This window comes from Polyangium fumosum, from assembly GCF_005144585.1.
GTDB classification, from domain to species: domain Bacteria; phylum Myxococcota_A; class Polyangia; order Polyangiales; family Polyangiaceae; genus Polyangium; species Polyangium fumosum.
Map to the genome: position 1 here is coordinate 1 of NZ_SSMQ01000013.1, position 12,062 is coordinate 12,062.

Genomic DNA, 12,062 nt, shown 5'->3' on the forward strand with positions numbered 1-12,062 from the left:
ATGGTGTCGAAGTTCGAGTTGACCCACTTCGGGGTCAGGCATAGCTCCTTGGCGATGGCTTCGATGAGCTCGACATCGAATCCCGTCGTTTCGCCGCTCTCGGTGAACAACTCGAAAGGAGGATAGGGGAGGTCCGATCCGATCGTCAACATCTTCGGCTGCACGGTCGATAGCGAGGGGCAGCCGGAGAAGGGTACGGCCGTCGCCTCCTCCACATGAGACGGGAGCTGCTGCCTGGGAAAATACTTGGTGAAGATCGCCTTGTAGGTGCCGTCGGCGAAGAGGTTCTCGAGCGCCTGGTCGATGCCCTGGAGGAGCGCGAGGTTCTCCTTGTGGACGGCGAATGCGTATTTTTCGCCATTGTCGATCCGCTGGACGATCTTCAGATCGGGCTTCCTCTCGACCACGTCCTCGGAGATCGGAAGGTCGTTGATGATGGCTTGGATCTGCCCCGCCTCAAGCGCGTTGTACATATCCGGGGCCTTGATGAAGGTCACGATCTGGACACCCCTCGGCGCAAGCGTGTCCTCCGCGTAGAACGCGCCGGTCGTGCCCCGCTGCACGCCAACCCTCGCCCCGGGCATGAGGTCGCTCACGCTCGTGATCGGGTGGGCGGGGAGCGAGGGCGGTGCCCTCTTGTCGCACGCCGCAGCGGCCAACCCTATCGCGGCGAGGAACGCCGACGCCCAGGCGAATCGCTTCTGCATTCTTGTCCTCTCTCCGCACGAATCCGGGCACGAGCTGGACCAGACGCCGGGCTCGCCCAACGCATCCGTTTCGTTGGGCTGGCGATCGAACAGGTTGTCCAGGCGGGCGCAGGCTTCCTTGGCGCCGAGCCGACAGAACAGGCAACGCGAGCTCCGCGCCTGCAGGCTCCGCGCGCGAGAGATGTCCGCCGAGCAGCAACGACGCGTCTGCGGCCGCGGCGGCGCCGAGGGACGACCATCGCCTGCGGAAATCGTACATGGTCCATGGCGATTGCACGTGTCGTGCCCAGCGTGGCCAAAGCGTTCCCTGGCACGCGGATCGCTTCAGCATTTGCGTGCGGTCCGGTACCGAAAAACCGCCACCTCGGAGAAGAAGCAATGAGAGCGAGCGCCCGGCTGGCGCAGATCCTCACGAACCTGCTCGACAACGCCGCCAAGTACTCCGGCGCCGGCTCGCCGATCCGGGTGACCCTCCGTGCGGAGGCTGAGCATTGGTCTCATCGGGGGCGTGGGAGCCGGGGCGCTGCCCCGGACCCCGCGGGGGCTGTTCGCCCCTCGACCCGAACCAGCGCCTGCGCTGGACCTTTTGTGGAAGAACTGCGCTCCGCGCAGTTTTTCCAAGGGCCGATGGCAAGACCACGGACGCGCGTCTCTACTGGCAACGGGGCGTTGCCAGCGGAGCCGTCAGCGCTGCATGGCGCCTTTCTGAAGCTTCGGTCAGGCCATCTCGCGGTCGCTGCGACCCTGTCCCGAGCCGGCAGCCTGCCGACGGAGGACACGCCAGTGCACCCAGGAAACCGTCACGACGACCGCGGTTCCAAGGAACACGAGCGGATCGCTCGTCTGCAGGAAGTCGCGTGTGTTCCAGCCGATCACGGCAACCCCGAGCGCGATGAACCAGCGGGGATCCGCGAACCCGGAGACGGTGCACGCGACGAGCAGAAGAGCCGCGACGGCGGTCGCGCATCGGTCGATGGTGCCGGGCACGAGGTGCCACGTCGTCGTCGCGAACCAGGCCGCGAAGCGAAAGGCCGTCGCCGCGAACGACACCAGCGCAAGCCCGACGAGCGCCGGCCGAACGGCGAGCGCGCGCTCGGTCTTCCTCGTGCCCATCGTGCATGCAGCCATCACGAAGGGGATGGCGCCCGGAACCGCCATACCGAGCGCCCACCGGATGCCGATGGGTCCCGGGTAGCGGAGCGTCCCGAGGAGGCCGATGGCGCCGAGGGTGAGGGCTCCCGTCCAGAGGAGCACACGCCGCCGATGCAGCAGCGCGACCGCGAGGAGCACGTACGCCGCGAGCTCGAGCGCGAGCGGCCCGGCGTAGAGCGCGAGCTCCTCGGACGGCACGCCGGCGGCGCTGTTGGCTGGGAGCCAGCGCAAAAACCACCCGAAGCGAAGCAGGAGGGCGCCAATACGAACGCCGGCGAGGAGGATCGCGCCGAGCACGATGCCCTGGGCGAGCACGAGGCGGAAGGGTTCGGTCGCGGGCGTCGTCGCGTGGGCGCGAATCGCCGAGAGGACGAGATCCCACGCGTCTCGCGGGTGGGGCCAGGACTGCTCGGCCGTGCACGTCTCGAGCGTGGTACGGACGAGCTCTTCCTCCCACCGCGCTCGAAACGACGCCGGGAAGAGGGAAATGAGCGCGCGGACGCGACGTTCGAGGGGGCTCATCGGTGCGCGAGCCTTTGCTTGGCGAGCCCCACGAGGGCCTCCCGCCGTTCGGTTTCTTCGACGAGGAGGCTCCGCCCGCGCCGCGTCAGGCGGAAATAACGTCGCGGCCGCCCCTCCTCGATTTCCTCGCGATCGAGCTCGACGTGACCGGCTTCTTCCAGCCGCTCGAGCGCTCCGTACAAAGTCCCGGGGCCGAGCCGGATCGTCCCTCGGCTCAACTCGCTCGCCTCGAGGAGAATGCCGTAGCCATGGCGAGGCCGATCCGAGAGCGCGAGGAGAATCAGGTACGTGGGGTCCTGCATCGGCTCTCCACATGTCGCTTCCCCATGTATCGGTCAACGATATATGTCGCCCGGGCGACCGTCGTCAGAGCCGCCCGGGGCTCCGGACGCGGCGTCGCGCGTGTTTACGTGGACGTAGAAAGCTCGCCTTCCTCGATCTTGGCCTCGAGTCGCGCCAGGGCTTGCTGCAGGTTCGTGCGCTGCGAGCGACTCTCGATTCCGTACTCGTAGAAGCCGTCGTCTCCGCCCACTTGCTCCGGAAAGCGCGCGCGGAGCCACGCACGCAATCGTGCGCTCAGCGAGGGGTGCGTGAGGTCGAGCCGCACGCAGATGCCTGGGGAGACCCAGCTCCCTCGGTACACGCCGTCATAGGGGGGGTCACCGGGGATGATCGGGTGCGCAGGCGCCTGCGCATAATGGTACGGGAGCCAGCCGACGTCTTCGCTCATCGGACGCGCCGGAGCCGCATCGAGCGCGTCCGCGAACGGCAGCAACCCGGGCGAGAGCTTGGAGGGGGACATGGGCACCTGGCGAGACTATCACTCCCTTTCTGTGCGTGTCGACGCCGGCCGTCATGACGTCGTGACGGGTGCTGTCACGGCGTCATGACGATGGTCGCGCGCCCGTGACGGCCTGCGTGGGTCGCCTGCGCTCAATTCGAGCGCGCACAGTTGAGGTAGAAGCAGTTTCCCACGGGAAACGCCACGCCGAACGCTCCCTCACCCCTGTGGCAGGACCCGGTCGATTCCCCGGCCTTCCCCGTGGCCCCGACGGCCTCGGCGCCGGTGCACGCCCACCCGTCGTTCGAATTCTTGTCGATGACGGAGGTACAGGTGTACCCCGTGCCGCTCACCGCGTCGTTCAGCGTCGTTCCCGTCGAATCGACCGATACGACCGTGAGCGCGACGTCCGCCTCCGGACAGCCCCGCTCGCAGACGCCGGCCTTGCAGGCGCCCTTGCAGTCGAATACCTCCTCGACGACCACGCCCGTGAGGATTGGCTCGCAGGCTTGGGGGTCGCAAATCATGGTGGATTCGCAGTTGTATTGGACGAGGTGGCCGCTCTCGTCGCAATGGTCGACGAACGTGCCATTGGTTCCCTTCACGGCCTCCACGACGTACGGGTTGGTCGAGATGCCATACGTGGTAACGCCCTGCCAGCACTCGTGCGTCTTCGTGGGGCCACCTCCGTCTCCGCCGGCCGCACCCCCGCCTCCGCCTTCGCCGGCCGCGCCTCCGCTGCAGCCGGCCATCACCACCACCCAGGCTGCCGCCACGAGCCCCAAAACCCGCCCCCTCCGGCCATCTCTCTTCGCCATGTTCGCCTCCGTGCGTCGCGCGTGCCTTTGCAACCGCCGTGCCGCGCCTTCGACGCGGGCAGAGGGCATGCCGGGTCGAACTCTCACTCGGCGACGAGAATCCCTCGCACCGTGGACGCCTGACCGATGCCGCTCGTCGCGATGAGGATCGGATATCCATTGTCGACCGGCATGAGGAAGTTCTTGCTCTCGCCGTCCCCCAGGCTGCCGGTCTCCAGGATCGTCTTGTCGTATGCTCGAGCTTGATCGCCGTGTCCGTGCTCGCGAACACGAGCGCCTGCTGCCAGGAGTCGAAGGCCCCGCCGCTCCCGTTCCAGGGGCCGCGCATCGACATGCGATTGAGGTTCGTGTTCGGCACGAATTCCTTGCCGTCGCCGTCGATGAACCCGTCGGAGCTTTCCATCCTGCGCAGCGCGTGGGCCATGTCGAAGAGCTGATTGGCCACCACGCTGTCCCACTCGCCGGGCGGCTTCGTCGAGACCGTGAATTTGCTGCCGTTCTCCACGTAGATGGCGAAAGGCGTATCGGTGTTTCGGTCGACGAGGCGGGCCCCGTAGACCTGGAGCGTCTTGAAATGCTGGGACACCGGGGGGGCCGGGTGAGCGCTCTCCCTGATGTCGGCGGCGCAGACCTCGTCGAACCTCCGGGCCCTGGACATGCGCGGTCGCTTTTCTTACCAGGGCGCGTGTCGCCGCATGTGGGCCCATAGCCCCCGGTAAATCAATTCACCATCTCGATTTCGACTGCGGCTTCTGATAGCGTGACGTCACGCCTGGAACAGGAGCACTTGAAGATGTTGCGTACAGCATGGGTTGTCATGCTCGCAGCCCTCGTTTTCGGCTGCGGCGACGATGGCGAGCGCCCGATCACCGACTTCAACGGCGTTCCGTTCGGTGCGACGTGCGACAACGACAAGGATTGTGGCGGCGCGCAAAACGCATGCTGCACAGGGGGAAAGTGTTCTCCCGAGGGGTGGTGCAGCCCAAACTGCGCGAGCGATCAGGATTGCCCGAGCGGTTTCTTTTGCATCGACCGAGACGGAAAGCGCTGCTTCAACGAATGTGCGGACGACCGCGATTGTCCCACGGACTTCATCTGCGAAGAGAAAAGCGGGCACAAGACGTGCCGGTACAAGTGAGAATTGCCTGCGCGGAACGAGGTCGTTCGTGAGCAAAGGGGCGCCGCGCGGCCTCGAACGCACAGGCCCATGCTGGAGGAGGCACGCATGAAGCTCAGCAAACTCTTGTTCGCGGGGATGGCACTCTGCCCTGCGCTGGCGCTCACCACCGTCGCCGCGCGCGAAGCTCGCGCGGAGGACCGGACCTTCCCCGCCGGGAGCCTGATCATCCCCATGGATCAGGCCTACCAAGCCGAGGGGATCTACCAGTCCTACGGGCTGCTCTTTCACCTCCTCCGCGAGGGCGTGCCCGTGCATTGGGTGATCGAGTCTGACAAGGTCTGGCACGGCGCGGCTTGCAACACCGCCGGCGACCTGTGCGCGTGGGACTGCGCGGAGGAGGGCTCGGGGGTGAAATGCCCATACCCCACGGCGAGCCCCGACTTCTTCGCGGGCGCCCAGGTGGTCTGGGGCAACCCCGCGAAAGGCGCCACGATCAAGAACCACGGCTACCGCGGCGGGCCGTTCGTCGTCGACGCGCCCCACCGCGACAAGGCGCTCGAGATCGTCAACGCCTGGAACGATCAAAGCCTGTGGGGCCAGAACCCGTGGGCGGACCGCGCCACATTCCAGGTCGTGACGGTCCACGAGGCGACCGCGCCCTTCACCGCCGATTCCAAGAAGGAGCTCCTCGCGGCGCCGACCATCGCCGTCTTCGCCGACGGCAACGAGGACATCGCGACGGCGTATCTGCGGGCTGCAGGGATCAAGCAATCGAATGGGGCGGAGTTCCCGGCGGCCAAGTGCGGCGCGGGCACCTGCGGCCCCGGCACGACGAACCCGGACCTGCTCACCGTGCCCAGCGTCATGGGGAACATGGGCACCTGCGATGCGCCGAACCAGAACCACAAGAATGGCGCCCTCTTCACGCCCGAGGGCCTGCCGGCCTACTGCCAGATCATGAGCATGCACTGGAACGTGGCCGACCGGGAGCTCGTGCAATGCGGCGGCGGGAACTGCCCGGCGACGCCGGAGGAATGCGCCGGCGAGCCCATCACCTACCACGGCCACGAGGTCGTCGCCGAGGTCCGCTCGTTCCTCCAGTACCCGACCCATTTCTTCGCCGAGTGCCAGGCGGTCAACGCGTACGAGAATGCGGTGCCGAACCCTGCGTGGCCCTATCTCGACGATCCCGGGCGCATGGGCCATTTCCTCACGACGACCGGAAACCCGCCCCCCTGTCCCTGCAACCCCGGCCCCGACGAGGGCGACTTCCAATGCGTGGTCGACGGCTGCGGCCCCGGCAAGGACTGCTGCCTGCCGAAGGACATCAAGGAGAGAGGCGCCGGCTTTCTCATCGCGCCCTCGCCGAGCCCCATCAAGGTGCTGCGCCCCGACGTGCCGTACATGCAATTCGATGGCTTCTTCGCGCCCGAGGGCGGGAGCGAGCCGGCCTATAACCTGAGCACCTACCTCGGGACCACGTACAAGAATGATCGCGACGTGACGTTCATCACGGCCACGGACGGGCCCGGCAAGGAGGACGTCTGGATGTCCGGGTACATGGACGGGACGTGTGACGTCGATCCGCCGCCGCCACCTCCCAAGTTCACGGGCGACGAGGCGCCGCCGAAGAGCTTCAACCCGGAAGCGTCGTGCGGCGGCAAGGTGAGCTACCTGGGCGGCCATTCCTATACCGGGAAGGCGGGGCAACGCCTCTTTTTGAATGCCCTCTTCGAGGCGGATTGCACGAGCGAAAGTGGGCAACCGCGCATGGGCCTGTCGCTCACCGGCGAGCTCGTCGTGGCGGCGAAGAGCCTGCCCGTCGAGCGCGGCTACGTGGTCGGTTACAAAAACGAGGGGAGCGGGCCGGCGCTCGACGCGGTCCTCCGCGCGCTCCATGCCGCGAGCGGCCTCGAGGTCGTCGACGCCAAGATGGGCACCGTCTCGGCCGAGGGCGGGAGCTGGGCGCTCGGCGCCGTCAGCGGCACGATCTCGCAGCCGAACGATCCCGCGGCGTCGGGCTCACGCGACGCGACGCTGAAGTTCACCCAGTTCGGCGAACACGTGCTCAACCTGGACATCCGCTACAGGGTCGGCGTGTCGAACCTTTCGAGCACGATGAACGTCACGATCCGCGTGCTCCTCGACACCGACGCCGACGGCGTGCCCGACGAGACCGATCCTTCGCCGAACGACCCCGCGTCGTGCGGCGACTCCGATATGGATGAGTGCGACGATTGCAAGAGCGGCACGTTTGATCCCGGAAACGATGGGTGTGGACCTTCCGGGAACGGCGGGAGCGGCTCGTCGGGCGGCGCCTCGTCGGATCCGGCCGGCTGCGGCTGCCATATCGGCCCGGCCAGCACGAGCCCGGCCTTGCTGCTCGCGTTTTCACTCCTGGGCCTGGGCCTCGGCCGAAGGACCCGGCGCCGCCCCCGCTGAAGCGCCCGCCTCTGCCCCCCTCAACCATGCCGATGGAGGGACCGACGTGGACACGGGTCCACCTTCGCCATGTTCGCCTCCTTCGTCTTGCACCACCGCTGTTCTCCGGCAGTGGGAGCGGAAGCGGGAGCGGAAGCGGCAGCGGGAGCGGAAGCGGGAGCGGAAGCGGCGGCGGAAGCGGAAGCGGAAGCGGGAGCGGCAGCGGCAGCGGCAGCGGCGGCGGTGACGTCCGGCGCCGCGCGGCGCTCGCCTCATTCCACGCGGGCCGAGAGCGCGCGCACGAGTTCGACCGTGGCCTGCCCGAGGAGCCCGGTCTGCGCGAGTCCCTCGAAGGTCGCGGCGTGGGCCGCAAACGCCGCGCGGCAGTCACGGATCACGGGCACGGCGGCGAGGTGCGCCGCGACCAGGTCGTCGAGCAGGAAGAGCGGCCCGCCCTCCGCTTCGAGCGTCGCCTGGATCCGGGCCTTCACCACCGCCTCGGGCTCGTCGGGCAGCTCTTCCAAGGACTCCTCGGCGATCACCTCGAGCCAGTCGCGGAGCGTCTCGCGCGAAGACACGGCGGGCATCGCGAGCAGATCCGCCATCGCGGCGACCGCCGCCGGGGCCGCCGAGGCGACCGTATGCTGGTGGGCCACGCACTCGCCCGCGAGCTCCGCGGCGTCCTCCGCCCACGCGGGGTCGACCGCGAGGCAGCGCCGCAAAAGCACGCCGACCATCGTCCCCGGGCCAAAGGCGCACGTAAAGCGCCACCAGGGCGCGCGCTCGATGGAGTCCGGGCTCGGGCTGGCGCGCGTAGGCTCACGGAAGGGCGCGAGATCGAGCCCCGAGGCCGCCAGGGTGGCGTCGAGCTCGGCGAGCGACGGCGCCCGCTCCGGCGGGAGCGGCCGCGTGGTCCAGTCCTCGTGCTCGTCGAAGGGCTCGACGGTCGAAACGCCGAGGAAGGTGCGGCCGAATTCCCCGGCGAGCCCGTCGCGGCGCGCGGCGGCGAGGGCTTGGGGCAGGCTCTCGCGATCGAGGAACTGCCAGGCCTCCTCGGTGCAGGTACCGTCGGGATGGCGGAAGGCGAGACCCATGATGTAGGAGGGCATGGGGGCTCGTGTACCACGCGGACGGAGGGCGACGCAGCCGAACCGTGGGCCGAATCGAGCGCCCGTGCGCTCAGGGCGTGATGCTGAACCGCGTCGTCCAGCGCTGCGTCGTGCCCGGGATCGTCACGGAAAGCCGGCACTCGCCAGGGTCCCCGATCACGGCCACCGGCATGATGCTGGACGCGAAGGGCTCGACGCCGCCCACGCTCGCCTCGCATTGCGCGGGCGTCGACGACGACGACGCGAACCAGGACTCCGGCATGTTCGCGCAGAGCTTTCCATGGGTGGTCATCGCCGCTTCGACGTGGAGATCGACGCCGTTGCTCTCCTCGGGGAGGAAGATCGAGTACGACGTGCCTTCCTCGATGGGCACGGAGACGTTGCCCTTGAGGGCGGCCTTGCGCAGGTAGAACGAGGCCTCGACGGACGTCAGCGCGTCGGGGCCCACCACCTCGAAGGCCTGCATTCCCTTCACCGGCAGCGTCGTGTCGACCGACACCGTGACCGTGCCTGGGCCCGCGGTCAGGTACGTCGAGCCAGGCCCCGGCGTCAGAGCTCCGTGCGACCGGAGCGTGAGGGCCACGGGCGCGGGCGCGTTGACCGGCGAAAAGGGGTTTTCCATTGCATCGAGCGGGCGCGCCGTCGGCGCCCACAATGGCGCGTCCGACGGCAGCACGAGGGTGTCCCAGCAGTCGGCGAGGCGCTGGTCGAACTGCTCGATCACGAAGCCGGCGACGGGTTTGACGTGCAGCACGAGCCGGTGCTGGAGCGGCACCGCCGTCGCCATCGATCCGTCGCCGGAGGGGCAATGCTGCTTCGTGATCTCGCCTTCGAGGAGCACGGTCACGGTGCCCTCCTCCCGTAGCTCGATCGCGAGCGCGCCGTCGACGAGAGCGACCGTCGCGGCCGTCCCCTGCACGTCGGTGATCGACTGCCAGACCACCTGGCCCGGGGAGGTCGAGCAGTCGGACGACAAGACGAAGCCGTTCTTCGCCACGAGCGTCACGTCGCGCGGGTAGCCATCGGAGAGCCCGTAGGTCACTTCGGTCTCTTCCTTCGCCAGCCCATTCACGAGTTCGGCGTAGGCGACGACGTCGGACGACGACGCATACCTCGTGGGCAACGTCAGCGTGTGGATCGGCTTTGCGGGGCCAGACGGCGGCTCGGCAGCGTTCGGGGCGGGGTTGTCGGCGCAAGCGGCGAGGGCGAGGCCGAACATGAGCATGAGCGAGGCGAAGGGGCGCATGAAAACCTCCAGGGGGCGAGGGGACGCGGCAGGCGTAGCGCCCCGGAGGCCGGGGGAGAATGCACGTCGGCACCCGACGGCCGTGCAAGAATCCACAGCGTATGAACTGGGACGATCTTCGCTTCGTCGCGGCGCTTTCGCGCGCCGGATCGCTCGCCAAGACGGCCGCGGCGCTCGGCGTCGACCACACCACGGTCGGCCGTCGTATCGAGGCCGCCGAGCGCGCGCTCGGCCTACGGCTGTTCACGCGCACCGCCGCCGGGTACGTGCTGACCCGCGACGGCGAGCGGATGCTCTCGCCCCTGCGCCAGGTCGAGGACGCGGTGCTCGCGCTGGAGCGCGGCGTCCACGCGCAGCGCGGCGCGCTGGAGGGCACGGTGCGGGTGACCTCGCCGGAGACCTTCGGCATTGCGTACCTGGCCCCGCGCCTCGCGCGGTTTGGCCGCCAGTACCCGGCGCTCTGCGTCGAGCTTTTGCCGGCAGGCGTGGTGCTCGACCTCAGCCGCAGCGAGGCCGAGCTGGCGCTGCGTTTTGTACGTACATCGCACGAGTCGTTGCGGGTCCGCCGCGTCGGCGAGGTGAGGCACGGCTTGTATGCGTCCGCCGCGTACCTGGCCCGGCATCCGGTGCGTGGTCCGGGGGATCTGCACGCGCACCCGCTGCTGCTGCCCTCGAGCGGCGTCGAAGTGGCCTGGCTCGAGCAGCTCTCGCCGGGCGTGCGGCCCGCCTTCGTGAGCGACGTGTCGCTGGCCCTCGCGGAGGCCGCCCAGGCCGACGCCGGGGTGGCGGTGCTGCCGAGGTTCTTGGGGGATCAGGCGCCGGGCCTGACGCACGTGCCCATGCCGCGCGAGCCGGGGCAACCGTTATGGTTGACCGTGCACCGCGACCTGCGGCAAACCCCGCGGGTGCGCGTGCTGGTCGATTTTCTGGTGGCCGCCCTGCGAGCCGACCGTGACGTCTTGCTCGGCGCCTAAGCCTTTCGCCCTCGCGGGTGGTGGCCGGCCCCGATGTTGCAGCCTGCGCCCGGCATGCACCCCGGCCGCGTCCTTGCTTGTGCCGGGCTGTGCCTGGGAGGCGAGCTGGGATCATGGACCTCACGAAGCGCATCGGACTTCTCGCGGCCCTCTTCCTCGTGGTCCTCGCCCCGGCCTGCAAGAACGCAGAGGTGACGGGCGGCCCGGGGGAGAACCTCGGGGGCGGTGGCACGGGTGGCACAGGGGGGGCGAGCGACGGCGGCGGGGGCACCGGCGGGTGCCAGGACCCTGCACCGTGTCCGGTGAGCTGTCCGGGGGACGGCACGCCGCCGGGAGGACCCTGCCTGGTCGAGGGCGAGGTGTGCGTGGATTTCGACGAATGCGGCTATGGCATGCGGGTGGCGTGCGAGGACGGGTTCTGGTCGACTTCCGTGCACGATCCCGGGCCCCACGCGTGCGGGTGCGGCGCGCCCTGCATCGATCCCTGTCCTGAAGCGCAACCCGTGCCTGGCAGCGCGTGCGACGGCGATTTTTATGAGTGCTCCTACCCCGAGCCGATGTGCGACGGGAACGAGAATGTCGCGATGTGCAAGGGCGGGACGTGGGTCCTCAGCTATCACGGCTGCCTGAAGCCGTGCCCGGATACGCTGCCGGCCGAAGGCACGCCCTGCAATGCATGTTGTGCGTCGAGCACCTGTGCCTACCTCGACACGAGCGGCTGCCCCGCGCAGATCGCCTGTGAGAACGGCGTATGGGCTTCAAGCGCAGCGTCCTGCACGCCGAGCTCGGCGTGCGCCACCCTGGACAAGGGCCCGTGCAGCCATGCCCAGGGGTGTCGATGGATGCAATGGATGCCCATCGGCACGTGTGACTCCTTGCCCGAGGGTGGTTTCCCGCAGGGCTGTTATCCGGTGGCCGACTGCGCCTCGGACGCGGACTGCAAGGGCGGGACGTGCAAGGCCGTCGCGGTCGACCCTTGCCCCGACGGCGATTGCAACATGTGCGCGGACCTGGCGCATCTCTGCGTGCCCTGATCGACCCGCCTTCGAGAGGGTCGTGACCCTCCCGCATGGCAGGTCGAGCCCCCTCCGAGAGGGTAACGAGCGTCCCGCAAGTGCCGTCGACAAGCCTTCGAGAGGGTCACGACGGTCCCGCAAGTCTCGTCGACCCCCCTCCGAGAGGGGTGTGACCCTCCCGCATGCCTCGTCGAGC

Annotated in this window: 12 protein-coding genes; 5 read left to right on the plus strand and 7 right to left on the minus strand. The window is 68.7% G+C overall.

From position 1 onward, the window contains the following. The 5 genes from E8A74_RS14520 to E8A74_RS14540 form a co-directional block, all read right to left on the minus strand. Window positions 1–707, minus strand: a 707-nt coding sequence (locus E8A74_RS14520) for a transporter substrate-binding domain-containing protein (protein ID WP_136929597.1), incomplete at its 3' end; no start/stop codon positions are given. Window positions 708–1,424: 717 nt separating this feature from the next. Further along, window positions 1,425–2,381: a hypothetical protein gene (locus E8A74_RS14525; RefSeq protein WP_136929598.1), complete on the minus strand. Its 957-nt coding sequence runs from the start codon at window positions 2,379–2,381 to the stop codon at window positions 1,425–1,427. After that, entirely contained in the window at window positions 2,378–2,683 is a 306-nt protein-coding gene (locus tag E8A74_RS14530; protein WP_136929599.1) for a PadR family transcriptional regulator, read from the minus strand. The genes E8A74_RS14525 and E8A74_RS14530 overlap by 4 nt, the downstream gene beginning before the upstream one ends. A 104-nt stretch (window positions 2,684–2,787) precedes the next feature. Next, window positions 2,788–3,183 carry a hypothetical protein gene (locus E8A74_RS14535; RefSeq protein ID WP_136929600.1) on the minus strand — a complete coding sequence of 132 codons (396 nt, stop codon included), beginning with the start codon at window positions 3,181–3,183 and terminating at the stop codon, window positions 2,788–2,790. Between the two features lie 131 nt (window positions 3,184–3,314). Further along, entirely contained in the window at window positions 3,315–3,980 is a 666-nt protein-coding gene (locus tag E8A74_RS14540) for a hypothetical protein (protein WP_136929601.1), read from the minus strand. A 251-nt stretch (window positions 3,981–4,231) separates the two neighbouring features. Between E8A74_RS14540 and E8A74_RS14545 the strand changes: the two genes are divergently transcribed. The 3 genes from E8A74_RS14545 (at window position 4,232) to E8A74_RS14555 (ending at window position 7,542) form a co-directional block, all read left to right on the plus strand. Then, complete coding sequence (locus E8A74_RS14545) at window positions 4,232–4,417, plus strand: hypothetical protein (protein WP_136929602.1); 186 nt, start codon at window positions 4,232–4,234, stop codon at window positions 4,415–4,417. A gap of 380 nt (window positions 4,418–4,797) precedes the next feature. Beyond that, the gene (locus E8A74_RS14550) at window positions 4,798–5,118 is read left to right on the plus strand and encodes a hypothetical protein (protein ID WP_136929603.1); all 321 of its coding nucleotides are present in this window, start codon (window positions 4,798–4,800) and stop codon (window positions 5,116–5,118) included. Between the two features lie 87 nt (window positions 5,119–5,205). Then, window positions 5,206–7,542 (plus strand): MYXO-CTERM sorting domain-containing protein, encoded by a 2,337-nt coding sequence (locus E8A74_RS14555; RefSeq protein WP_136929604.1) that lies wholly within the window; start codon window positions 5,206–5,208, stop codon window positions 7,540–7,542. 251 nt (window positions 7,543–7,793) lie between these two features. Here E8A74_RS14555 and E8A74_RS52265 read toward each other — a convergent pair whose 3' ends face one another. Further along, the gene (locus tag E8A74_RS52265) at window positions 7,794–8,630 is read right to left on the minus strand and encodes a hypothetical protein (protein ID WP_170229126.1); all 837 of its coding nucleotides are present in this window, start codon (window positions 8,628–8,630) and stop codon (window positions 7,794–7,796) included. A 70-nt stretch (window positions 8,631–8,700) separates the two neighbouring features. Continuing rightward, window positions 8,701–9,876, minus strand: a complete 1,176-nt coding sequence (locus tag E8A74_RS14565) for a hypothetical protein (protein WP_136929605.1) — start codon at window positions 9,874–9,876, stop codon at window positions 8,701–8,703. Between the two features lie 101 nt (window positions 9,877–9,977). Between E8A74_RS14565 and E8A74_RS14570 the strand changes: the two genes are divergently transcribed. After that, complete coding sequence (locus tag E8A74_RS14570) at window positions 9,978–10,850, plus strand: LysR family transcriptional regulator (RefSeq protein ID WP_170229127.1); 873 nt, start codon at window positions 9,978–9,980, stop codon at window positions 10,848–10,850. 113 nt (window positions 10,851–10,963) lie between these two features. Continuing rightward, on the plus strand, window positions 10,964–11,884 hold the full coding sequence (locus E8A74_RS52270) for a hypothetical protein (protein WP_170229128.1): 921 nt from the start codon (window positions 10,964–10,966) through the stop codon (window positions 11,882–11,884). Window positions 11,885–12,062: the final 178 nt, after the last annotated feature.